This is a genomic window from Acidocella sp. (assembly GCF_036489515.1).
Taxonomy (GTDB): Bacteria; Pseudomonadota; Alphaproteobacteria; order Acetobacterales; family Acetobacteraceae; genus Acidocella.
The window spans coordinates 1-23,024 of the sequence record NZ_DASXFO010000097.1 but is presented as its reverse complement, the minus strand read 5'-3'; the positions used below and the strand labels follow the sequence as shown (position 1 = coordinate 23,024).

19 protein-coding genes are annotated in these 23,024 nt (G+C 64.4%); 14 read left to right on the top strand and 5 right to left on the bottom strand.

What is annotated here, in order from left to right; all coding sequences use genetic code 11:
• Nucleotides 1-12 precede the first annotated feature (12 nt).
• From VGG47_RS14365 to VGG47_RS14335, 7 genes are all read left to right on the top strand, one after another.
• Nucleotides 13-255 (top strand): twin-arginine translocase TatA/TatE family subunit, encoded by a 243-nt coding sequence (locus VGG47_RS14365; protein ID WP_331539749.1) that lies wholly within the window; start codon nt 13-15, stop codon nt 253-255.
• A gap of 2 nt (nt 256-257) precedes the next feature.
• Nucleotides 258-851 (top strand): methylthioribulose 1-phosphate dehydratase, encoded by a 594-nt coding sequence (locus VGG47_RS14360; protein WP_331539747.1) that lies wholly within the window; start codon nt 258-260, stop codon nt 849-851.
• Nucleotides 848-1,387: a 1,2-dihydroxy-3-keto-5-methylthiopentene dioxygenase gene (locus VGG47_RS14355; RefSeq protein ID WP_331539745.1), complete on the top strand. Its 540-nt coding sequence runs from the start codon at nt 848-850 to the stop codon at nt 1,385-1,387. The genes VGG47_RS14360 and VGG47_RS14355 overlap by 4 nt, the downstream gene beginning before the upstream one ends.
• Complete coding sequence (gene mtnC, locus VGG47_RS14350) at nt 1,384-2,052, top strand: acireductone synthase (protein WP_331539743.1); 669 nt, start codon at nt 1,384-1,386, stop codon at nt 2,050-2,052. The genes VGG47_RS14355 and mtnC overlap by 4 nt, the downstream gene beginning before the upstream one ends.
• Nucleotides 2,045-3,583: an apolipoprotein N-acyltransferase gene (gene lnt, locus VGG47_RS14345; protein WP_331539741.1), complete on the top strand. Its 1,539-nt coding sequence runs from the start codon at nt 2,045-2,047 to the stop codon at nt 3,581-3,583. The genes mtnC and lnt overlap by 8 nt, the downstream gene beginning before the upstream one ends.
• A gap of 238 nt (nt 3,584-3,821) precedes the next feature.
• The gene (locus tag VGG47_RS14340; protein WP_331539739.1) at nt 3,822-4,325 is read left to right on the top strand and encodes a helix-turn-helix domain-containing protein; all 504 of its coding nucleotides are present in this window, start codon (nt 3,822-3,824) and stop codon (nt 4,323-4,325) included.
• A gap of 185 nt (nt 4,326-4,510) precedes the next feature.
• Entirely contained in the window at nt 4,511-5,863 is a 1,353-nt protein-coding gene (locus VGG47_RS14335; RefSeq protein ID WP_331539738.1) for a glutamine synthetase family protein, read from the top strand.
• Nucleotides 5,864-6,019: 156 nt separating this feature from the next.
• Here VGG47_RS14335 and VGG47_RS14330 read toward each other — a convergent pair whose 3' ends face one another.
• Entirely contained in the window at nt 6,020-6,520 is a 501-nt protein-coding gene (locus VGG47_RS14330; protein WP_331539736.1) for a GNAT family N-acetyltransferase, read from the bottom strand.
• A 311-nt stretch (nt 6,521-6,831) separates the two neighbouring features.
• Here VGG47_RS14330 and VGG47_RS14325 point away from each other — a divergent pair, with 311 nt between their 5' ends.
• The 6 genes from VGG47_RS14325 to VGG47_RS14300 all read left to right on the top strand — a co-directional run bounded on the left by VGG47_RS14325 (nt 6,832) and on the right by VGG47_RS14300 (nt 17,576).
• Complete coding sequence (locus VGG47_RS14325) at nt 6,832-9,063, top strand: peptidase domain-containing ABC transporter (RefSeq protein ID WP_331539734.1); 2,232 nt, start codon at nt 6,832-6,834, stop codon at nt 9,061-9,063.
• Nucleotides 9,029-10,438, top strand: a complete 1,410-nt coding sequence (locus VGG47_RS14320) for an HlyD family type I secretion periplasmic adaptor subunit (protein WP_331539732.1) — start codon at nt 9,029-9,031, stop codon at nt 10,436-10,438. The genes VGG47_RS14325 and VGG47_RS14320 overlap by 35 nt, the downstream gene beginning before the upstream one ends.
• Before the next feature lie 150 nt (nt 10,439-10,588).
• A complete protein-coding gene (locus VGG47_RS14315; RefSeq protein WP_331539730.1) occupies nt 10,589-12,337 on the top strand; it encodes a tetratricopeptide repeat protein in 1,749 nt (582 codons plus the stop codon).
• Nucleotides 12,338-12,491: 154 nt separating this feature from the next.
• On the top strand, nt 12,492-15,035 hold the full coding sequence (locus VGG47_RS14310) for a glycosyltransferase (RefSeq protein WP_331539728.1): 2,544 nt from the start codon (nt 12,492-12,494) through the stop codon (nt 15,033-15,035).
• Between the two features lie 262 nt (nt 15,036-15,297).
• Nucleotides 15,298-16,152: a hypothetical protein gene (locus VGG47_RS14305; protein WP_331539726.1), complete on the top strand. Its 855-nt coding sequence runs from the start codon at nt 15,298-15,300 to the stop codon at nt 16,150-16,152.
• Nucleotides 16,153-16,304: 152 nt separating this feature from the next.
• Nucleotides 16,305-17,576, top strand: a complete 1,272-nt coding sequence (locus VGG47_RS14300; protein WP_331539724.1) for a glycosyltransferase — start codon at nt 16,305-16,307, stop codon at nt 17,574-17,576.
• A 147-nt stretch (nt 17,577-17,723) separates the two neighbouring features.
• Here the strand turns inward: VGG47_RS14300 and pnp are convergent, their stop codons facing one another.
• Together pnp and gpt are read right to left on the bottom strand one after the other, a co-directional pair.
• Nucleotides 17,724-19,868, bottom strand: a complete 2,145-nt coding sequence (gene pnp / locus VGG47_RS14295; protein WP_331539722.1) for a polyribonucleotide nucleotidyltransferase — start codon at nt 19,866-19,868, stop codon at nt 17,724-17,726.
• Nucleotides 19,869-20,319: 451 nt separating this feature from the next.
• A complete protein-coding gene (gene gpt / locus VGG47_RS14290) occupies nt 20,320-20,796 on the bottom strand; it encodes a xanthine phosphoribosyltransferase (RefSeq protein WP_331539720.1) in 477 nt (158 codons plus the stop codon).
• Nucleotides 20,797-20,980: 184 nt separating this feature from the next.
• Between gpt and VGG47_RS14285 the strand changes: the two genes are divergently transcribed.
• Complete coding sequence (locus tag VGG47_RS14285) at nt 20,981-21,193, top strand: hypothetical protein (protein ID WP_331539718.1); 213 nt, start codon at nt 20,981-20,983, stop codon at nt 21,191-21,193.
• A gap of 23 nt (nt 21,194-21,216) precedes the next feature.
• Here VGG47_RS14285 and VGG47_RS14280 read toward each other — a convergent pair whose 3' ends face one another.
• A complete protein-coding gene (locus tag VGG47_RS14280; RefSeq protein WP_331539808.1) occupies nt 21,217-21,975 on the bottom strand; it encodes an NAD kinase in 759 nt (252 codons plus the stop codon).
• A 37-nt stretch (nt 21,976-22,012) separates the two neighbouring features.
• Nucleotides 22,013-22,843, bottom strand: coding sequence for a carbon-nitrogen hydrolase family protein (locus VGG47_RS14275; RefSeq protein ID WP_331539806.1), 831 nt, complete (start codon nt 22,841-22,843; stop codon nt 22,013-22,015).
• Nucleotides 22,844-23,024: the final 181 nt, after the last annotated feature.

Below are 23,024 nucleotides of genomic sequence, written 5' to 3'. Positions count from 1 at the left end.
TGGAGTTTTGGTATGGGTGGTTTGAGCATCTGGCATTGGCTGATCGTTCTGGTGGTGGTGATGCTGCTGTTCGGCACCGGCAAGGTCAGCAACCTGATGGGCGAGTTCGGCAAGGGCATCAAAACCTTCAAGCAGAACGTAGCTTCCGAGGACGAAGAGAAGAAGACCAAGGACGCGGCGATGAGTGAGCCCGGCTCGCTGAACGCACCGGGCACCGCCGTGCCTGAGCAGAAAACGTCCGTCAACCAGGGCTGAACATGGTTCCAGCTGGGCATGCCGGCGCGCTGGTCGAGATCGGCCGGCGCATGGATGGTCGTGGCTGGGTGCCGGGTTCCGCCGGCAACCTGTCGGCACGGATCGACGATTCTGCCATCGCCATCACCCGTAGCGGCGTACACAAGGGCCGGCTGACCGAAGCCGATATCATGGCTGTGGATTACGACGGCCAGGCGCTGAGCGCGGCGCAAAAACCGAGCGCGGAGACGCTGCTGCACTGCCAGCTCTACCGGCTGTTTCCGCCCGTCGGCGCGGTGCTCCACGGCCATTCCGTCGCCGCCACCGTGCTCTCGATGCAGGGGCCGATCACCTTCTCGAATTATGAGATTCTCAAGGCCTTCGGTTTTGCCACGCATGAGCTGGACGTGACCTTGCCGGTCTATGAGAACGACCAGGACATCGCCCGCCTCGCCGGCTTCATCGAACCGCTGCTCAAGCGCGAGCCGCCGATCGGTTACGTGATCGCGGGGCACGGTGTATATGCCTGGGGGAGCAGCGTGGTGCACGCCTATTGGCGGCTCGAAGCGCTGGAATTTCTATTGAGCTGCGAGCTCGAACGGAGACGCATCAAATGAGCCGTCTGACGGTTTTCGAAGACCATACCCCGGACGCCCCGGTGATCCTCACCGAGGACGCCGCCACGATGACGGCCGAACTCGGCCGCATCGGCGTGCAGTTCGAACGCTGGGAGAGCCCGGTGACACTGAGCCCCGATGATGACGCCGAAGTGATACTCGAGGCCTACCGCCCCTATCTCAACGCCCTGATGGGCACCAAGGGTGCCGGCTCGGCGGACGTGCTCAAGCTCACGCCGGACAATCCCAACGTCCCGGCCTTGCGCCAGAAATTCCTCTCCGAGCACATCCATACCGAGGACGAGATCCGCTTCTTCGTGCATGGCGGCGGGCATTTCATCATGCATGTCGGCGGCAAGGTCTATGACGCCTATTGCGAGGCGGGCGACCTGATCTCGGTGCCGGCCAACACCAAGCACTGGTTCGATGCCGGCGAAAAGCCATTCTTCACCGCTTTGCGCGTGTTTACCGACCAATCCGGCTGGGTCGCGCATTTCACCGGTGACAAAATCTCCGATCGCTTCCCCGTCGCGTGAGCCTACCGCCGGCCGCCATCGTCACGGATATCGAAGGCACCACCACGCCGATCGATTTCGTGCATAAAACCCTGTTCCCTTACGCACGGGCGCGGCTCGCGGCGTTTTGCGCCGCGCATATCGGCCACAAAATACTGGCCGATGTACCAGAGCCGGTGCTGGAGACGCTGCTGGGCTGGATGGACCGGGACGAGAAAATCACCGCGCTGAAGACGGTCCAGGGCATGATCTGGGAAGAGGGCTATCGCACCGGCGCCCTCAAATCCGTCCTTTATCCGGACGTGCCGCCGGCGCTGAAACGCTGGTCGCAAGGCGGCTTGCGGCTGTTCGTCTACTCCTCCGGTTCGGTTCCGGCGCAAAAACTGCTGTTCGGGCACAGTGACGCCGGCGATCTCACGCCGCTCTTTTCCGGCTTTTTCGACACCGCCGTCGGTGCGAAGCGCGATCAGACGAGCTATGCCGCGATCTGCCGCGGCGCGAATTTGTCGCCCGGCGAGACGCTGTTCCTCTCCGATGTCGCGGCCGAGCTGGACGCCGCGCGCAACGCCGGGTTGCGCACTTGCCAGCTGGTCCGCGCCGAGGACGACACAAAACCCTGCCCCGACCATGACACGGCCGCCGATTTTGCCGAGGTGGCGCGAAAATTCGGCTTGCCGCGTGCCTGACCAGCCTGCCTTCCAAGGCCGCCTGACAAAAGCCTCTCCCGCCACACCGCGTCATGCGGTGCCGGCCTACCTCGCGGCGCGGCCCAAACTGCGCGCCTTCCTCTGGGGCCTGGCTTCGGCCTTGGCGCTGCCCCCCGTCCACCTGCTGCCGGTGCTGCTGCTCAGCGTGCCGGCTTTTCTGCGCCTGATCGGCGCGGCCGAGACCAAAAAGCAGTTGACCTGGATCGGCTGGCTGTTCGGCTTCGGCCTCAACCTCGGCGGGCTGTACTGGATCACCGAGCCGATCCTCACCGAGGCCGCGACCTTCTGGTGGCTGGTGCCGCTGGCCGCCCCCCTGCTCGCCGCCGCCGTGGCGTTCTACTCCCTGATCCCGGCTTACGCCGCCTGGTTCGCCAAGCCCGGCCTGCCGCGCCTGCTGATTTTTTCCGGCGCCTGGGTGATCTCCGACCTGATCCGGCAATTCGCCTTCTCCGGCTTCCCGTGGAATCTGTGGGGCACCGACTGGGCCATTCCCGGCACGCTCGGCACGATTTTCATCCAGCCGGCGGCCATCTTCGGCGTGCACGGACTGACCTTGCTCACCGTGTTTCTCGCCGGGATGCCCTTGTTCAAGCGCCGTGGGCTTCTGGTCCTCGTGGTTGCCCTGCTCGCCTGGGCCGGATTCGGCGTCTGGCGCTTGCAGACGCCGGTGAAGCCCACCGGCATCACCGTGGCGATGGTGCAGCCGGATTTCCCGGTGCCGGGCTCCTTTGAGCGCGCGGCGCTGATCTCCCGCTGGCAGCGCCTGCTGGCAATGAGCCATGCCGGGCTGCAAGCCGGCGCCAACACCGTGATCTGGCCTGAAGGCTCCAGCCCCTGGTTGCTCGACAGCGACCCGGTGGCCCGCGCGCAGCTGGCCGCGGTGACCGGAACCACGCCGATTCTTGCCGGCTCGCTGCGCGTGGCGGGCCCCAACGATTACCGCAATTCCCTGGTCGTGACCGACGGCCCGGGACCCGCGGTGGCGGTCTACGACAAATGGAAGCTGGTGCCCTTCGGCGAGTACATGCCGCGCTGGATTCCGGTGAAGATCACCCCTGACGTGCTGGGCACCGGCTTTACGCCCGGCACCGGCCCGAAGACCCTCGACGTCCCGGGCCTGCCGCCCTTCGGCCCCTTGATCTGCTACGAGGATATTTTCACCGGCGAGATCCTCGATGAGAAGGACCGGCCTTCCTGGCTGGTCACGGTCACCGACGATGCCTGGTTCGGCAATTCCGCCGGGCCGCGCCAGCATTTCGTCAACGCACAGCTGCGCGCCGTCGAGGAAGGACTGCCACTCGCGCGCGACGCGAATTCCGGCACATCCGCGATGATCGATGCCTTCGGCCGAGTCGATTCTTACCTGCCGCTGGGCGCTCAGGGGGTGTTGGTAGCACCGCTCCCAGGAAAGTTACCGCCGACGATTTATGCAAGGCTGGGCTTGGAAATTCCCACTGCCATGGCAATTTTAACCCTGCTCGCCGGGTTGTTACTGGCGTTGGCCGTTTAAATCAGTAATTGTATTTGCAGACAGAGCGTCTATTTAATAATCCATGTCATGTCATTTTTGTATTGTTTTAGTTGTTAACCTCTGGTAATTATATCGATGATGGCTGCACGGTAACCGCGCAGGTCTACGAAGCAAGAAGAATTATGGCGTTCACCCCAACTGTCACAACGACGGGGTATCGCCGGAAAAGTCTTGGCGCCGGAGCGATTCGCCGCCCTTGTTGGAGAAGATGAGTCTCATGGCCGAAGAACATGCTGATCGTCCGGAACGTGAAAGCCGTCCCAGCCCGATCGATATCCATGTCGGATCGCGCATCCGCTTGCGCCGCACCTTGCTGGGGATGTCCCAGGAGCGGCTTGGCGACGCGCTCGGCCTGACCTTTCAGCAAGTGCAGAAATATGAGCGCGGTGTGAACCGGGTCGGCGCCTCGCGCCTGTTCGACATCTCCCGCGTGCTGGATGTGCCGATCAGCTTCTTCTTCGAGGATATGCCCGAAGGCATGTCGGAAGGCCCGGTCTCCGGCCCGCGCGGCCGCATGTATGGCTTCGCCGAGCCGCAGGAGCCCTTCGCCTCCGGGGTCGACGACCAGCTGACCAAGCGCGAAACGCTGGAACTGGTGCGCGCCTATTACCGCATCACCGACCCGGCGATGCGCAAACGCATGTTCGACCTGATGAAATCCCTGGCCCCGCCGGAAACGGCCTTCGAGCCCAGCTTCCACAGCGCCACACCGGGCCGGTAGAGCGCTCAATTCTGCCCAGACAAGTGAAAAAGGAAGACTACTTTTTGTGAACAAAAAGTAGCAAAAAAACTTTGTTATGCTGGGCCATGGGCGTTGTCGCTGACACCGCCCATGGCCCAGCATAGCAAAAGTTTTTGCGCCGCTTTTTTCAAAAAGCGGCTGCTTTGATTTTCAAGGATCTAGCGATGCCCGGCTCACAGCCCCTCAGCCTGCCCACATTGCGTGCCATGACCGAACGCGGCGAGATCGACACGATCATCCTGGCCGCCCCGGACATGCAGGGGCGGCTGCAAGGCAAGCGCGTGATGCCGAAATTCTTCCTCTCCCACACCGCCGCGGAAGGCTGCGCCTATCTACTGGCGACTGATGTCGAATGCCGCCCGGTGCCGGGCTACGCGCTCGCCAACTGGGAACAGGGCTATGGCGATTTCGTATTCGCGCCGGACCTGAGCACGCTGCGCCTCGCCCCCTGGCAGAAGGGGGCAGCGATCGTGCTCTGCGATCTCGAACTGGCCGGCCACCGCCCGGTCGCGATGGCGCCGCGTACCATGCTGCGCCGCCAGCTCGAGCGCCTGGCCGCGCACGGCCTCACCGCCTTCGCCGCCACCGAGCTGGAATTCATCCTGTTCCGCAATTCCTATGAGGAGGCCTGGGAAAAAGCGTATCGCGGCCTGACCCCGGCGAACCAGTACAACAACGATTACTCCATCCTCGGCACCGCGCGGGTAGAACCGGTGATCCGGAAAATCCGCAACGCCATGGAGGAAGCCGGTATCCAGGTGGAAAACTCCAAGGGCGAATGCAATCTCGGGCAGCACGAGATCACCTTCGCCTATCGCGAGGCGCTGGTCACGGCGGATCAGCATGTCATCTACAAGGAAGCGGCGAAGGAGATCGCCGCGGAAGCCGGCCACGCCCTCACCTTCATGGCGAAGTTCAATGAGCGCGAGGGCAATTCCTGCCACATCCACCTCTCGCTCCGCGACGCTGCCGGCGAGCCCGCCTTTCTGGCCGCGGACGGGCACAGCCCGTCAGAGCTGTTTTTGAAATTCCTCGCCGGGCTGCTGGCGCATGCGCCGGCTCTCACGCTGTTCTACGCGCCGAACATCAATTCCTATAAACGCTTCGCCGCCGGCAGCTTCGCGCCCACCGCGCTCGCCTGGGGCATGGACAACCGCACCTGCGCCTTCCGCGTTCTGGGCCATGGCCAGGCGCTGCGGGTGGAGAACCGGCTGCCGGGCGGGGATGTGAACCCATATCTGGCGCTCGCCGCGATGATCGCCGCCGGGCTGGACGGCATTGAGCGCGACCTGCCCCTGGCCGCGGTCTTCACCGGCAACGCCTATGAAGCCGAGCTGCCACGCGTGCCGAAAACCCTGCACGAGGCCCAGCGCCTGTTCGCGACAAGCGATTTCACCCAGGCGGCGTTCGGCGCGGATGTGGTGGCGCATTACGCCAACATGGCGCAGGTGGAGCAGGACGTGTTCAACGCCGCCGTCACCGATTGGGAAAGGTTCCGGTCTTTCGAGAGAATGTAAGGCAAGAAAAGAAAGCGGCCGCTTTTAAAAAAGCGGCGCAAAAATTTTTGCTCCGCTGGGTCATGGGCGTTGTCGGCGACACAGCCCATGGCCCAGCATAGCAAAGTTTTTTTGCTACTTTTTGTTCACAAAAAGTAGCCTTTCCTTTGCTCCCTGCTAACCGCGCGTCAGTGTCTTCTGCATCGTCACCACGTCGAGCCAGCGGTCGAACTTGTAGCCGACGCGGCGCATCGTGCCGACCGGCTGGAAGCCGAGGCTGGCATGCACGCCGACCGAGGCGACATTCTCGGAATCGCCGATCAGCGCCAGCATCTGGCGAAACCCTGCTTGGGTCGCGTGGGCGACCAGTGCTGCGACGATCGCCTTGCCGACGCCCTGGCCGCGCACCCCTTCGCGCACATAGACGCTGTCCTCAACCGTGAAGCGATAGGCGCTGCGGGCGCGGAACGCGCCGTAATAGCCAAAGCCGAGGCAACCTGAGGCGTCGCGCGCCAGCAGCCAGGCATAGCCGCCCTCGGTAATCGTCCGGTAGCGCTGCGTGAACTCCTCGAGCGAAGGCGGCACCTCTTCGAACGTGCCGGTGCCGTGCAGAACGTGGTGCGCGTAAATCGCCTGCGCGTCTTCGAGATCCGCTTCAGTCGCGTTCAGAATTTCCATGCGAACCCCCGTGATGCGCGCCTTGCGTCCATGCCGAGCGCCCCGAGCCCAAGGAGACAGATTCGGGGTGGCAATTCAAACCACCCAAGAGGCTGGGGCGCGGCAGAGGAACACAAAGATGAAGTTTTTGACATTATTTTAGACGCCGTCAAGCAACCGCTTCCGGCCGGATCGCAAGGTAAGTCTGATACCGTTTTGAGGCAACCAAGCTGTGCCCGATACATTTGTTGTTAAGTCATAACGATTAAGCCATACTCAATGAACATATTTTAAGTCGTTCCGATCCCGCGATAGACGGAAGGATGAAGCGCGTGACCAATTTTCCTCCGCCGGACACCGCCCCAGGCGAGCCATGCGCCCTGCCACCGGACGAATCCGCCCGCCTCGCCGCGGCGGTGCAGGTCGCGCGCTATCACGGCGTCGAGCTTGACCCGGAAGCGCTGCGGCTGACGGAAAACGCCGTTCCGCCCCCGGCCGCCCTGGTGGAATGGCTGAAGGAGGCCGGCCTGTGGGCGCGCGGCAGCAAGATAACCTTCCGGCATCTGCTGGGCGTGGACGAGCCAGCGCCGATCATTCTGCTGCTGAACGATGGCGGCGCCGCGCTGGCGGTGGGGCGCGACCGTGAACGGCAGGTGGTGCTGCTGCGCGACCCGTGCGGCCCGCCGGGCGATCCGCCGCAGGCGGTGGATGAATTGCGGCTGCGACAATCCTGGGACGGCGCGGTGCTGCTGGTCCGCGCGGCGCGGGAGGGCGAAGAGGAGCGCGCCTTCAATTTCGCCATGCTGGCGCGGCTGGTCTGGTCCGACCGGCGCATCCTGCGCGACATCGCGATCGGCTCGATCGCCATCACCGTGCTCAGTGTCGTGCCGATCCTGTTGGTGATGCGTACCATCGGCACGGTGGTGCAGTACAACAGCCGCAACACGCTGGCGTTGGTGATCGTAATCCTGGTGCTCTGCATCGCGTTCGAGGTGCTGCTGAGCTTCGGCCGCAAGCTGCTGGAAGTGGTGCTGGCGGCGAAGCTGGACGCAAGGCTGAACCTACTGATCTTCGAGCGGCTGGTGAGCCTGCCGATCGAGTTTTTCGAGCGCCAGCAGGCCGGGCAGATCGCCCACAAGGTCGGGCAGATCCATCACGTGCGGGAATTTCTCACCGGCAAATTGATGAACACCTTCATCGACGTGTTCATGGTGGCGCTGCTGCTGCCGCTGCTCTTCTATCTGAACGCGACCCTGGCCTGGACTGTGCTCATCGCAGCCTCGCTGATCGCCGTGATCATCGCCCTCTTCCTCCGCCCGCTGGGGCACATGACCGGCAAGATCATCGCGGCGGAGGCGGCGAAAGGCTCGGTGCTGGTGGAGAGCATCTATGGCATCCGCACGGTCAAGGCGCTGGCGCTGGAGCCGGCCCGCAATGCCGACTGGGACCGCAAGGTGGCCAACACCGCGGAGGCGATCATCGCCGCCGGCCGGCTCGCCAACTGGCCGGCGAGCCTGGCCATGCCGCTGCAGCGCTACTGCCAATACGGGGCGATGATGCTCGGCGCCTATCTCGCCATCCATTCCAACAATCCGGTCGATGTCGGCTCGCTCACCGGCTACATGCTGCTCGGCGGCCGGGTGGCCGGGCCGCTGGTCAGCCTCGCCACGGTGATGGAGGACGTGCAGCGCGCGCGCGCCGCCATCGGCCTGGTGGGCGAGGTGCTGAACCGGCCGAACGAGCGGCGGGCGCTGACCCACGGGCTGCGGCCGCGCTTCGCCGGCGGCATCGAATTCACCGACGTCACCTTCCGCTATGAAGGCGCGAAAATCCCAGCTCTGGACAAAATGAATTTCCAGATCCCGGCGGGCACGATGCTGGGGCTGGTGGGACGGTCGGGCTCGGGCAAATCCACCGTGACGCGGCTTCTGCAGGGAATCAACCGCGACTATGCCGGGACGATCCGCATCGACGGCACCGATCTGCGCGAAATCAACCTGCGGCATTTACGCAAGAGCTTCGGCATGGTGCTGCAGGATAATTTTCTGTTCCGCGGCTCGGTGCGGGACAACATCCTCGCCGGCCGGCCGGGCCTGTCCTTCGAGGATGCGGTGCGGGCCGCAAGGCTGGCCGGCGCTGAAGAGTTCATCGAACGCCTGCCCAACGGCTATGACACTTTCATCCAGGAGGGCTCGCCGAACCTTTCCGGCGGGCAGAAGCAGCGCCTCGCCATCGCCCGCGCGCTGGTGGCCGACCCGCGGGTGCTGATCCTCGACGAGGCCACAAGCGCGCTCGATCCGGAATCCGAGGCGCTGGTCAACGCCAACCTGCTGCGCATCGCCACGGGACGGACCATGGTGATCGTCTCACACCGGCTCTCCTCACTGCTCGACTGCGACCAGATCATGGTTCTCGAGCAGGGCCGGACCGTGGATATCGGCCCGCATCGCGAGCTGGTCGAGCTCTGTGCCATCTATCGGCATCTCTGGCTGCAACAAAACCGGCACCTCGATCCGCAGGGAAACGCCCATGCTCAAAAGCCTGCTCTCACGCCCGGCACCTGACACCACGCCGGAAACCCCGCCGCCGGCGCTGCTGGAGTTCCAGTCGCCGACGGCGGCGATCATCGCCACCAAACTGCCGGTCATGGGGCGCAGCATCAACTGGTGCGTCAGCGCCCTGGTGTTGAGTACTGTGGCCGCTTCGGGGTTCATGCCAGTGGACATGCTGGTCAACGCCCCTGGCGATCTGGTGGCCGCGGCACCGGATACGATCGTGCAGGCATTCAGTGCGAATCAGGTGCCGTCCATTGTGCGCAGCATCACGGTCCGGCCCGGAGCTCTGGTGCGACAAGGCCAGCTTCTGGCCAGGCTCGACCCGACCTATGCGCGCGCCGACCTGACGGCACTGACCGCGCAGCAGCAGAACTACGCCGCACAGGTGGCGCAACTGCAGGCGCAGGAAGACGGCAAGCCCTATATCCCCGATCCCACCAACCCGGCGTCGCTGCTACAACTGCAAACCTATCGCCAGCAAATGGGCCAGTATAACTTCACCATGCAGGGCTATAACGCGAAAATCAGCGAGCTGCGCACCGATATCGCGGGGTTCAACGCCCAGGCGGCCTATTACCAGCAGCGTCTTGGCATCGCCAGCAATATCGAAACGATGCGCCACCAGTTGCAGAACCTGCAGGTCGGCAGCAAGCTGGACACGCTGGCCGCGACCGACGACCGCGTGAACATGCAGGCCGAGCTTGCCAGCGCCGTGTCGTCCGCCGCGGCGAATGAGCGCGAGCTGGCCTCGCAACAGGCGCAGCGCGACGGCTTCGACCAGCAATGGAGGGCGCAAATCTCGCAACAGCTGGCACAGGCCATCGACAGCCTGGAACAGGCGCAGCAGGCTTTGGCCAAGGCGCAGCTGAACGAGCGGGAGGTCGACCTCACCGCGCCCCGCGACGCCATCGTGCAGTCCGTCGCGCCGATCTCGGTCGGCTCCGTGCTCCAGCCCGGACAGACGCTGATGACCCTGACACCCATCGATGCCAAGCTGAACGTGGAAGCCTATGTGAGCGGTGCTGATTCCGGCTTCGTGCGGGTCGGCGATGAGGTGACGATCAAATTCAACACCCTGCCCTTCCTGCGATACGGCACGGCCAAAGGCACGGTCCGTTCGATCAGCCCGGAAAGTTTCAACCCGCTCGACACGCAGGCGCCGCTCGCCAGCGGCACGCCCCTGCCGGGGGCACCGCAGGAGCTTTACTACCGGGTGCAGATTTCGCTCGACCGGGTGCAGTTGCATAACCCGCCGCCCGGCTTCCGCCTCGTTCCCGGCATGCCGGTGGAGGCGGATATGAAAGTCGGCACCCGCACGGTGCTGAACTATTTCCTGCAACGCATCCTGCCGGTCGTCTCAGGGAGCCTGCATGAGCCGACCTAAAGCGAAGAGGAAGGCTACTTTTTGTGAACAAAAAGTAGCAAAAAAACTTTATGACTCTGGGGCATGGGCATTGTCGCCGACAACGCCCATGCCCCAGCACAACAAAAATTTTTGCGCCGCTTTTTTTAAAAAGCGGCTGCTTACTGTGCCATGCCAGTAGCGGGGCTGACGCTCATCGACCGGCTGGCGACGCGCAAGCCGCACGCGGCGCTGGCGCGGGCCCAGTCTTTGCAGGCGCAGGGCCAGAAGCTGCGGGCCGTCAAACTTTTGGCGGTCGCCGCCGCGTCCGGCCTCACCGTGGCGGAGCGTGAACTCGGCCGCTGCTACCTGCTGGGCGAGGCGGTGCCGCGCAACCCGGCAGAGGCGGCGCGCTGGTTCGGCCGCGCCGCGGAGAAGGGCGACAATGACGCGCGCCGCCATCTGGCCGGGCTGGCCATGGCGGGGCATCGCGAAAGCGGCGCCGACGCTGCTTTGTTCCACCGGGAGAACGCCGAGCCCGACTTCGCCACCGCCTTGCGCTGGGCCCTGCTGGCGGCGGCGGAAGGCGATGTCGAAGCGCAGGTGATGGCTGGTTTCATCTACGCCGTGGGACCGGAGGCTTTGCGCGACGCCGCCCGGGCGAGCTTCTGGTACGGCAAGGCGGCGGAGGCAGGTGCGGCGCGCGGGCATCTCGGGTTCGGCGTCATTCTGCTCCATGGCGCGAAAACCGATGCGGACACGTTCGCCGCCATCGCGCATATCCGCCAGGCCGCCGATGAGAACCTGCCCACCGCGCAATATTATCTCGGGCTGATCTACGAGAAGGCGATCGGCGTGCAGGCCGATGCCACGCGCGCCGCCACCTATTACGGCCTGGCGGCGCAGGGCGGCATCATCACCGCCCAGACGAAATACGGCGCCATGCTGTTCCTCGGGATGGGGCTGAAGGCGAACCGGCTGCAGGGCGAATCCTGGCTGCGCCGCGCAGCACTTGCCGGGGATGTCGAAGCCGCGGTGACCATCGCCCAGCTTTATGCCAGCGCCAGCGAACTGCCGCCGAATTACGCCGAGGCGGCGCTCTGGTTCCGCCGCGCCGCCGAGGCCGGGCATCGCGATTCCGCACGGGCCATGGGCGTGCTGTACATGACCGGCGCGGGCGTCGGCCGTGACGCCGACGAAGCCGCCGTCTGGTTCCGCCGCGCCGCCGAGGCCGGCGACGAGGTGGCCCAGGCCGATCTCGCCACAGTGCTGCTGAGCGGCCGCACCCATGCGCAACTGACCGGCCCTATCGCAGTGCATGAATGGTTCGAACGTGCCGCCGAAGCCGGCGACATGATCGGCGCGTTCAATTTCGCGGTCTGCCTGGCGGAGGGCGTCGGTCTGCCGAAGGACGAGGCCCGCGCCGCCGGCTGGTTCCGCCACGCCGCCGCTTCAGTGGTGAACGCGCGCTACTGGTACGCGGTGATGCTGGCGGAGGGGCGCGGCGTCGCGCCCGACCTGGCGGAAGCGCGGCGCTGGCTGGAACAGGCGGCGGACCTGAATTTCCCCCCGGCGCTGATCAAGCTGGCGGAACTGCACCTGCACGGGAGCGGCGGGCCACGGGACCACGACGCGGCGCGGCGTCTCTATGAGCGCGCGGCCAAAGGCGGCCATGCCGGGGCGATGTTCTCGCTCGGCGCGCTGCATGGCGGCGGCCATGATATTCCAGCCGACCCCTCTTTGGCCTTTTTCTGGTACCAGTCGGCGGCGGCGCACGGACATCCCATGGCGGCGCTGATGCTCGGCAAATTTCTGCTGCGTGGGATCGCCACCGAGCCGGACCCTGCCGCCGCCCGTATCTGGCTGCTGCGCGCGCAACAAGCTGGGGTGGACGTCACGGCCGAGCTGGGCAGGCTTGATGACGCCGTTCCTGAGCCATGAGTTTAAGTAAGCAGCCGCTTTTTGAAAAAAGCGGCGCAAAAACTTTTGTTATGCTGGGCCATGGGCGTTGTCACCGACACAGCCCATGGCCCAGCGCAGCAAAGTTTTTTTGCTACTTTTTGTTCACAAAAAGTAGCCTTCCCTTTCTACCCTAATGGCGCGCCGCGCCGACATCGCCGCGCTGACTTCACTGGCCGCGACCTATGACGTTGCTGCGGTATGGCTCGGCCTGGCTCTGGCCCGCCACCGGCGCGGCGACGATTCCGGCGCTGCTGCCGCCTTGTCCGCCCTGCTGGAACGCCACTGCATCACCCCCACGGCCGGCTTCACCGCCCTCGCCGACCGGATCGCGCAACAAGCCGGCTATGGTGGCTGGCAAGGCATGACCGCCAAAGGGAAGATCTTGGTCCGCGGCGGACCGAAAATTCTCGGCGCGCCGGACCTAAGAATTCTGCGCCGGGTCGAGGGCGTGGTGGAGGTCAACAAAACGGGACTTTGCGGTTGGGCGGCACGACCCGCCTCACCCTTGCGCCCGGAATTGTTTCTGCATGACGCCAAGGGCCGAAAACAAAAAATTCCGCTGGGCCAGAAACGGACCGCGGACGGAGCCGCGCCGTTCCTGTCGCGCTACCGGTTCCGGCTGGGCTGGGACGCGTTGCGCGGTCTCGCACCGCCGTTTCGTGTGACCGGCCCGGATGGCGCCGCGCTCGCCGGTAGCCCGGTCGATCCGGCGTTTTTGGCCCTGACGCCGGTCGCGGCCAGGACACGCGGGGCCCCGCCTGTGGCGCTCCCTGCAAAAAATCCGCTTTGCGTGGTGGTGCCGGTGTATCGCGGCCTCGCAGAGACCCAGGCCTGTCTGAGCGCGCTGTTCGACGCGGTCACGCGGCGGACGCGGATCATCGTAGTGGACGACGCGACACCGGAACCGGCGCTGGCCGCGTGGCTCGACCATCTGGCGGCAGCGGGGCGAATTCTTTTGGTCCGCCACGCCGAAAATCGTGGTTTTCCCGCCGCGGCCAATGCCGGGCTTAAAGCGGCCGGCGCGCGCGATGTTCTGCTCCTGAACAGCGACACGCTGATCCCAGCCGGGGCGATCGCCACCCTGCGCCGGGTGGCCTATGCGCGCGCCGATACCGGCAGCGTCACGCCCTTTTCCAACGAAGCGACAATCCTCAGCTACCCGCATCCCTTTGGAGGCAACCAGCCGCCCGATCTTGTGGAGACGATCCGCCTCGATCACCTGGCGCACCTGGCCAACGGGATGAACAGCGTGGAAATTCCCACCGGCATCGGGTTCTGCCTGTATCTGCGCCATGACGCCTTGAAAGCCGCCGGCCGGTTCCGCGCCGAGATTTTCGCGCAAGGCTATGGCGAGGAGAACGACTGGTGCCTGCGCGCCCGGCAGGCCGGGTTTACGCATCGCGCGGCGACCGGTGCCTATGTCGCGCATATCGGCGGCGTGTCGTTCGGCGCCGCCGCTGCCGCGTTGCAACGGCGCAATCTGCGCATCCTTGAACGGCTTTATCCCGGCTATCGCCGGCTGGTGATGGCGCACATCGCCGCCGATCCGTTGAGGCCCGCGCGCGCCCGGCTGGATGCGCAGCGCCTAGCCGCCACGCAAGAGGAGCGGGAGTCGGTGCTGCTGATCACGCACAGCCATGGCGGCGGGGTGGCGCGGCAGGAACTGGCGGAGCGGCGGGACTGGCACGCGCGCGGCTTTCGTCCGCTACTGCTGCGTCCGAAATTTCCCAGAAACCCCGAGCGGACGCCCTACCCCTGGCCCGCGATGCTCTGCGAGGGAGAAGGAGAGTCGAACCTGGTATTTTCGTTCCCCCAACAGGAGCAGGATTTGCTGCACCTGCTGCGGCTTCTGCGCGTGACCAAAATCGTGCTGCATCACACGCTCGGGCATCATGAGCAGGTGCGCGATCTGGCTGCGGCTCTGGGTATCCGGCAGACCATCGTCATCCACGACTATGCGAGCTTTTGTCCGCGCGTGAATCTTCTGACCCCGGCCGGCTCAACCCCCCATTATTGCGGCGAACCGGGCCCCGAGGGCTGCGCCGCCTGCTGCGCGGCGGAGCCGGATAGCGTGTTCACCACGCTGTCCGCGGCAGACCTGCGGGCGCGGAGCGAAAAAGCGTTCGCGGCAGGCGACATCATCGCCCCCTCGGCCGACGCAGCGCGGCGCATCGTCCGGCATTTTCCCGACGCCCGCATACGGATCACCCCCTGGGAGAATTTTTCGCTCCCGACCCCGCGCAAGCCCGCGAGGGGCTTCCGGCGGGTCGCGGTGATCGGCGGCATCGGCCCGGCGAAGGATCTGCATGTCCTGCTAGACTGCGCACGCGATGCGGCGGCGCGGCGGCTGGGGCTGGAATTCATCGTCATCGGCAGCAGCGCCGACGACGCAGCACTGCTCGAAGCCGGCGTATTCGTCACCGGCCCTTACGAGCAAGGCGAAGTGTTATCATTAATCGCACAACACCGGCCGGACCTCGCCTTCTTGCCGTCGATCTGGCCGGAAACCTGGTGCTTTGCCCTGAGCGAAGCTTGGCAGGCAGGTCTCTATGCCGTGGTGTTCGACCTCGGCGCCCAGGCCGAGCGGATGCGCGCGACCGGGCGCGGGCTATGCCTGCCACTGGGCCTGCCGGCCCCGCGGATCAATGACGTGCTGTGCCGCTGGCAGCCAGCGTAAGCGAAGAGGAAGGCTACTTTTTGTGAACAAAAAGTAGCAAAAAAACTTTATTAATCTGGGTCATGGGCGTTGTCGCCGACAACGCCCATGACCCAGATTAGCAAAAATTTTTGCGCCGCTTTTTTTAAAAAGCGGCCGCTTTCTTCCACAAGAACCACAAATTTTAACGAAAACCGTAACGATATCGTTTTGATTTCGTTGTGACTATGCTACCAAAAGTAACGCCCAAATAAATAACGCTCACCGTGCTTGGGGAGGCATTATGTCACAGGCCAAAATTCTGCCGAAGGACGACGCCAAAAACACGCCTCCTTTGCCAGGAGTGGGAGAAAATGCGGCATCGGTGCAGGAGCTGAGGGTGACCGCGCATATGATGTCTCTGCCTAGCGGTTTGTTCTGCTTTGTTAATGAGGCCGCGAGCACAAGGCAGGACGGCATGCCGGGCGTGCGCGTCTCACCGCCGCCTTCCGGTGCACAGAATGTGGAGATCACCGGCTTTCGGCCCGATGGCTGGCTGAACGCCGATGGCGACGCCGCGCTGGTGCGCGTGCGCAAAGGGCCGGCGCAGGTTCTGGTGACGATCTATCAGCTGCCGAACCTGCCGGAGAGCGCACCGAAATTGCAGGTGCGGCAGTTGCTGGGCGCGGTCGAAATGCCGGCAAACGGGGCCGCCCCGGCGGACGTCCCCGCGGACTCGGACGTGGTCGCGCATATCCAATCGCGTGGCGATGTAGGTGCGGCCTTCGGCGCGTGGCTCGGCGAACGCGGCAGCAGTCTGTGGATCGAAGGGTTTTCGCTCCATGCTCCGAAAGGGATCGACCCCAAGGATCTCTCCTACCAGGCGCTGCTGGGCCGCGGCTGGCTCTCGCCCTGGGCGGAGGCCGGCGAATATTGCGGCTCGCGCGGCATGGCGCTGCCGCTGCTGGGCCTGCGGGTGCGGCTCAGCGGCGCCGCCGCCGAGCACTATGACCTGCGCTGCAGCGCGAGTTTCGTCGGCGGCGGAACGGTCGGGCCGGTGGGAAATGACGAAACCTGCGAGGACGAAACCCTGGCGCCGCTGGAAGCGTTTCAGCTCACGCTGACGCCTAAGGCCAAGCGCAGCAAGGCGAAGCGGTAAGGCATGGTTAGAAAGAGGCCGCTTTTTGAAAAAAGCGGCGCAAAAACTTTTATGATGCTGGGCCATGGGCGTTGTCACCGACAACGCCCATGGCCCAGCATCATAAAGTTTTTTTGCTACTTTTTGTTCACAAAAAGAAGCGCTTTTCTTCAGTGAACTTCCTCTTCGTCCACCAGAATTTCCCCGGCCAGTATCTGCATATCGTGCGCAGCCTGCTGGCCGACAATGCGGCCCACGAAGGCACCCATCAGATCGTCTTCATGAGCGAACCGAACCCCAACCAGATGGCGGGGGTGCGCAAGGTGACCTATGCGCGGCCGCCGGTTCTGGCGGAGTCCACGCCTCCGGAGCTGCGCGAGTACGAGATGGCGATGCGCCGCGCTCAGGCCGCCTATGAGGGTGCTCAAACAATCAAGGCGCTGGGCTTCCGCCCGGATCTCATGATCGGCCACCATGGCTGGGGCGAGATGCTGAACCTCACCGACGTGTTTCCCGGCGTGCCGATGCTCGGCTATTTCGAGTTTTTCTACCGCATCGAAGGCGCGGACGTGAATTACGACCCGGAATTCCCGATGCCGCCGGCGCGCTTCGGCGCGGTGCGGGCCAAGAATGCCACCAATCTTCTGGCGCTCACGCTCGGCCAGCACGGGCAGACCCCGACACGCTGGCAGCACAGCACCTATCCCGGCTGGGCGCAGAAGCAGATCCGGGTGATCGAGGAAGGGGTTGATCTGTCCGCCTGCCGCCCCGATCCGGCGGCGCGACGCCGGCCCCTGACAATTGGCGGCATGACGGTCCAGCCGGCGCAAAAGCTGCTGACCTACGTGGCGCGGAACCTGGAGCCCTATCGCGGCTTCCATATTTTCATGCGTGCGCTGCCGCTTGTTCTGGCCCGCCCCGATGTGGTGGTGTCGATCGTCGGCGGCGATGGCATCAGCTATGGCGCGCCGCCGGCGCAAGGCGGCACCTGGCGCACGGTGATGCTGCGCGAGCTGGGCCACCGGCTCGACCTCTCACGCGTCCATTTTCTCGGCAAAGTGCCGTATGCGCAGCACCTCGCTTTGCTGCAGCGCTCGGATGCGCACGTCTACCTCTCCTACCCGTTCGTCGCCTCCTGGTCGCTGCGGGAGGCGCTGGGGTGCGGCTGCGCGGTGATCGGCGGCGACACCGCGACCGTCACGGAATTCTTGCATCACGGGGAAAATGGCCGCGTCGTGCCGACGTTGGCTTCCAACGCGCTGGCCAGCGAGATTCTGCACCTGCTGGAAGATCGCAAGATGGGCGCAAAATTGCGCCGAGGGGCGCGGGCCTATGCGGAAAAACGGCTGGATCTGCAGGATTATCTGGCAAAATTCCGGGCCGCCATCGCAGACGCGACCGGCCAGCCGATGACGGGGAGCACACAGCTGAGACACGTGGCTTAGGGCGAAGAGAAGACTACTTTTTGTGAACAAAAAGTAGCAAAAAAACTTTGCTCCGCTGGGCCACGGGCGTTGTCGGTGACAACGCCTCAGGTCCAACGGAGCAAAAATTTTTGCGCCGCTTTTTTAAAAGCGGCTACTTTCTACCGCTTACTCAGCGGCGTCTTTTTTACCCTTGCCGCCGACCTGCTCGGAAATGTCCTCGCCGGTCTCCTGGTCAACCACGCGCATCGACAGCTTCACCTTGCCGCGATCGTCGAAGCCGATGACCTTCACCTTCACGGCGTCGCCCTGCTTGACCACATCGGTGGTCTTGGCGACGCGGCCCTGGGCCAGTTCGGAGATGTGCACGAGGCCATCCTTGGCGCCCAGGAAGTTCACGAAGGCGCCGAAATCGGCGGTCTTCACAACCTTGCCGGTGTAGATCACGCCAACTTCCGGCTCGGCGACGATGCCTCTGATCTTTTCGATCGCGGCTTCGATCTTCCGGTCGTCGGCGGCGGAAATCTTCACCGCGCCGCTATCGTCGATGTCGATTTTTGCTCCGGTCTGCTCGACAATTTCACGAATGACTTTGCCACCGGTGCCAATGACATCACGAATTTTGTCCTTGGGCACCTGGATGGTGACGATCTTCGGCGCATTGGCGGAAACGCCCTCGCGGCCGGAGGTCAGCGCCTTGGCCATCTCGCCCAGGATGTGCAGACGGCCATGCTTGGCCTGCTCCAGGGCGATCTTCATGATCTCCGGGGTGATGGAGGTGATCTTGATGTCCATCTGCAGCGAGGTCACGCCCGTCTCGGTGCCGGCCACCTTGAAGTCCATGTCGCCGAGATGGTCTTCGTCGCCGAGGATGTCGGAGAGCACGGCGAAACCGCGATCTTCCTTGATCAGGCCCATGGCGATGCCCGCCACCGGGCGCCCCAGCGGCACGCCCGCATCCATCAGCGCCAGCGAGGTGCCGCAGACGGTCGCCATCGAGGAGGAGCCGTTGGACTCGGTGATCTCGGAGACGACGCGCAGCGTGTAGGGGAAGGCTTCCTTGGTCGGCAGCAGCGGGTGCAGCGCGCGCCAGGCGAGCTTGCCGTGACCGATCTCGCGGCGGCCGGGCGAGCCCATGCGGCCGGTCTCACCCACCGAGTACGGAGGGAAGTTGTAGTGGAGCATGAAATGCTCCTTGAACTCGCCCTCGATCGCGTCGATCACCTGCTCGTCCTGCGCGGTGCCGAGCGTGGCGACGACCAGCGCCTGGGTCTCGCCGCGGGTGAACAGCGCCGAGCCGTGGGTGCGGGGCAGCACGCCGACTTCAGCCAGGATCGGGCGCACGGTCTTGGTGTCACGGCCGTCGATGCGCAGGCCGGTGTCCAGGATGTTGTTGCGAACGATGTCGGCTTCCAGCTCCTTGAACAGCCCCTTCGCCTTATCGGCGTCCAGACCTTCCTCGGTCAGCTTCTCGGCGGCGGCTTTCTTGGCGGCCCCGATCTTCTCCTGACGGACCTGCTTCTGCGTCTCGGTATAGGCGGCGCGCAGATCGGCGCGGGCCAGCGAGTCGACGCGGGCGGTCAGCGTCTTGGTCTCCTCGGAGACTTCCGGCAGGGCCCAGGGGTCCTTCGCGGAATGTTCGGCGAGCTCGATGATCGCCTGGATCACCGGCTGGAACGCCGCGTGGCCGAAGGTGACGGCGCCGAGCATGATCTCTTCGGAGAGCTCGGAGGCTTCCGATTCGACCATCAGCACGCCTTCTTCGGTGCCGGCGAGCATGAGGTCGAGCTTGCTCTCCTCACGCTGCGAGGTGGTCGGGTTCAGCACATACGCGCCGTCGATATAGCCGACGCGGGCAGCGCCGACCGGGCCGAAGAACGGAATGCCGGAGATGGTGAGGGCGGCAGAGGCGGCGACCAGGGCCACCACGTCCGGGTCGTTCTCCAGGTCATGGCTCAGCACCGTGACGATGACCTGGACCTCGTTCTTGAACCCGTGCGGGAACAGCGGGCGGATCGGCCGGTCGATCAGGCGGGAGACCAGCGTCTCCTTTTCGGTGGGACGGCCTTCACGCTTGAAGAACCCGCCCGGAATGCGGCCGGCGGCGAAGAACTTCTCCTGGTAGTTCACGGTCAGCGGGAAGAAGTCGATGCCGGGCTTCGGCGTCTTGGCGCCGACCACGGTGGCGAGCACCACGGTGTCGCCATAGGAGGCGACGACGGCGCCGTCAGCCTGGCGGGCGACCTTGCCGGTCTCCAGGATCAGGGTCTTGCCGGCCCAGTCCATCTCTTTGCGGAAATATTTATCGAACATGTCTACCACTCCAAAAGCGTCGGAGCGGGTTCAGAAACGCGGTAACGGTGAATTCGCGTGCGACCGGGGATTGTGCGGCGCCTCGGGCGGCATGGGTCTGGCTGTGAAGGTGCGAACACTGATTCACAGACCACGGACCATGTGGCCGGAAACGCCGCGGTTACGAAAACCGGCAGCGGCGCGGTTCGACCGGTTGCGTTCCTAAAGCCCCGTTCTGCCGCTCGTCTCAAACAACGCGGCCGGCTAGCACCTGCCACGCGCACGCCCCATGGCGTACTTTGACGGTCTTACCGGAGTTTTACAGGCGACGCAAAGCGGCCGCTTTTTGAAAAAAGCGGCGCAAAAACTTTTGGCTATGCTGGGCCATGGGCGTTGTCACCGACAACGCCCATGGCCCCAATTAATAAAGTTTTTTTGCTACTTTTTGTTCACAAAAAGTAGCCTTCCTTTCTTACTCGGCTGGCCTGCGGGCCAGCGGCGCCACGAATTGCGGCTCGGTATCCCAGGGAAAGAGGATCCAGGTGTCCTGGGAAACCTCGGTGATGAAGGTATGCACCACCGGCTTGCCGGCTGGCTTGGCGTAGACGGTGGCGAGATGGGCCTTCGGCAGCAGGGCGCGCACCAGCTTGGCGGTGGTGCCGGAATCGACCAGATCATCGATGATCAGCCACCCTTCCCCATCGCCCGCTGCCGCCGGCGGCTTGGTCACCACCGGCTCGCCGCGCTCCTCCTCGTCATAGGTGACGACCGAGACGCTCTCGATGAGCCGGCATTCAAGCTCGCGGGCAATGATCGCCGCGGGAATCAGCCCGCCGCGGGTGATGGCGACGATGCCCTTCCAGGGGCCAAGCGCATGCAGCCGCCAGGCCAGCGCCTTCGCGTCCCGGTGCAGCTGGTCCCATGTAACGGTATAGTAATGCTGTGCCATGGCGGGGCAATAAAGAATGAGGCTACGCCAAGCAAGAGCTTCCGGTCGCCCGGGGCGTGTGGCTATTTCCTGGTGCGAATTTCATTATCGTTTCGCTCTGATCAGACACACTTAAAGGAGGTGGCAGGCAACCGGCTCCGCGATGCTGTTCGGCTGCTTCAAACCATTTCACCTGGAGGTCTGAATGCGTAATCCACTGATGAAAAAGAATCCTTTCATGAGCATCTGGCTAAGCAATGCCAATCGCGCCTTTTCTGTCGGTAGCGGCCTTTGGAAGGCGGAGGCTCGTCGGCAACAAAAGGCTGCTGTTGCCGAAACCAATCGACTCATCACCTCCTTCTGGGCCGATGTGCTGAAAACGCCCCGGACGAGAAACCGCAGAAAACCAAAATCCTGAAGGGGACCTTTTCCGCGCCCGCCCTAAACCGTGAACTGCTCCGCGATGATCCGTTCCGAGAGCGCGCGGTCCGGGTCGAACAGCACGGTGGCGCAAATGCTGCGGTCCTCGCTCACCGCCACCGAGACCACGTCGCGGACTTCGGTAAAATCCGCCACCGCCGCGACCGGGCGCTTGTCCGGTTCGAGAATTTCGAACAGCACGTCCACCGTGGAGGGCAGCAGCGCGCCGCGCCAGCGCCGTGGGCGGAAGGCGGAGATCGGCGTGAGCGGCAGCAGGTTCGCGGTGAGCGGGATGATCGGGCCGTGCGCGGAGAGGTTATAGGCGGTGGAGCCGGCCGGCGTGGAAATCAGCACGCCGTCGCAGATGAGTTCCGCCAGCCGCTCGCGATGGTCGATGCTGATGCGGATTTTCGCCGCCTGGCGCAGCTGGCGCAGCAGGGCGACCTCGTTCATCGCCATTGCCTCCTCGACCACGCCTGAGGCGGTGACGGCGTGCATGCGCAGCGGGTGCAGCACGCTGGAGTGCGAGCGGGCGATGCGGCCGGGCAGGTCCTCCTCGTGATATTCGTTCATCATGAAGCCGACCGAGCCGCAATTCATGCCATAGACCGGCTGCTTGGTGCCGAGCACCTTGTGCAAGCATTCCAGCATCAATCCGTCGCCGCCCAGGGCGACGATGATGGCGGCGTCTTTCGGCGCTGAGGAGCCGTAGCGGGCGGTCAAGCGGTCGCGCGCGGCCTCTGCGGCCTCGGTCTGCGCCGCGACGAAGGCGATATCCATGGATGTTGGCGTCACGGCACCGCCCAAGGCCGCGGCGTCATGCAAGTTTGCGGTGCTCGAGCAGCGGCATGTCCGCCCGCACCCGCGCCATTTGCGTTTTGTCGATGGTGGCAGTGGCCCAGCCGATCCCGTCCGATGCACGCGCTACGACATGGCCCCAGGGATCGACGATCATCGAATGGCCATAGGTGTAGCGGATGTCGCCCTTGGCCCCCCGGTGCGGACCGGTGCAGGCCGGGGCGGCCAACCAGGTTTGGGTCTCAATGGCCCGGGCGCGCAACAGCACTTCCCAATGGTCTTTGCCAGTTTGCAGCGTGAAGGCGGCGGGCAGCATGATCAGATCCACGTGGCGGCGGCGCAGCGCCAGGAACAATTCGGGGAAGCGCAGATCGTAGCAGATCGTAAGACCGACCTTGGTGCCGGCGATGTCGCACGTCACGACCTTGTCCCCCGCGCCGTATGTCTCGCTCTCGCGATAGCCGGTGCCATCGGGCGTGGTAATGTCGAACAGGTGGATTTTCCGGTAGCGCGCCAATTCCTGGCCGGAGGGGGCGAACACCAGGCTGGTGTTGAACAGCTGCCCGGCGGCCAGTTCGCCGATCGACCCGCCGTGCACATGGATGCCGTTGGCGACCGCCATCTGACGCAGGAATTCATACGCCGCGCCGCCCGTGCCGCCGGGCTCCGGCAGAGCCTCGGCCGCGGCGAATTTCGTCTCCCGCACGCCGCCGAGACAGGTCCAGATCTCCGGCAGGGCAACCAGATCCGGCCGCTCGCTGGCCACGGCACCGGCAATCAAGCTGCGCGCCTGGGCGATGTTCTCCGTCTTGTCCGCCGTCGGCGACATCTGGACCACACTCACCCGCATGCACACCCCTCGATCTGTCCTCGGGCGAGTATAGCTTTTTTCTGCTCCGGTGACCACGGCCAATAAGGACAGGCCGGTAAACAAGGCATCGAGCAGTGCCGCTGGCCCGGGGATGCCGGAAGACGGGGTCCACGACACAATAACGCCGTGTTGATGAAAGGAAAGCGGCCGCTTTTTGAAA

Coding starts and splice junctions, on each gene's coding strand:
- pnp (WP_331539722.1), bottom strand. CDS start 19,868: ATGTTCGATAAATATTTCCGCAAAGAGATGGACTGGGCCGGCAAGACC.
- VGG47_RS14360 (WP_331539747.1), top strand. CDS start 258: ATGGTTCCAGCTGGGCATGCCGGCGCGCTGGTCGAGATCGGCCGGCGC.
- VGG47_RS14275 (WP_331539806.1), bottom strand. CDS start 22,843: ATGCGGGTGAGTGTGGTCCAGATGTCGCCGACGGCGGACAAGACGGAG.
- VGG47_RS14340 (WP_331539739.1), top strand. CDS start 3,822: ATGGCCGAAGAACATGCTGATCGTCCGGAACGTGAAAGCCGTCCCAGC.
- VGG47_RS14280 (WP_331539808.1), bottom strand. CDS start 21,975: ATGGATATCGCCTTCGTCGCGGCGCAGACCGAGGCCGCAGAGGCCGCG.
- VGG47_RS14285 (WP_331539718.1), top strand. CDS start 20,981: ATGCGTAATCCACTGATGAAAAAGAATCCTTTCATGAGCATCTGGCTA.
- VGG47_RS14330 (WP_331539736.1), bottom strand. CDS start 6,520: ATGGAAATTCTGAACGCGACTGAAGCGGATCTCGAAGACGCGCAGGCG.
- VGG47_RS14310 (WP_331539728.1), top strand. CDS start 12,492: ATGGCGCGCCGCGCCGACATCGCCGCGCTGACTTCACTGGCCGCGACC.
- VGG47_RS14320 (WP_331539732.1), top strand. CDS start 9,029: ATGCTCAAAAGCCTGCTCTCACGCCCGGCACCTGACACCACGCCGGAA.
- VGG47_RS14335 (WP_331539738.1), top strand. CDS start 4,511: ATGCCCGGCTCACAGCCCCTCAGCCTGCCCACATTGCGTGCCATGACC.
- VGG47_RS14355 (WP_331539745.1), top strand. CDS start 848: ATGAGCCGTCTGACGGTTTTCGAAGACCATACCCCGGACGCCCCGGTG.
- VGG47_RS14315 (WP_331539730.1), top strand. CDS start 10,589: ATGCCAGTAGCGGGGCTGACGCTCATCGACCGGCTGGCGACGCGCAAG.
- VGG47_RS14305 (WP_331539726.1), top strand. CDS start 15,298: ATGTCACAGGCCAAAATTCTGCCGAAGGACGACGCCAAAAACACGCCT.
- gpt (WP_331539720.1), bottom strand. CDS start 20,796: ATGGCACAGCATTACTATACCGTTACATGGGACCAGCTGCACCGGGAC.
- VGG47_RS14365 (WP_331539749.1), top strand. CDS start 13: ATGGGTGGTTTGAGCATCTGGCATTGGCTGATCGTTCTGGTGGTGGTG.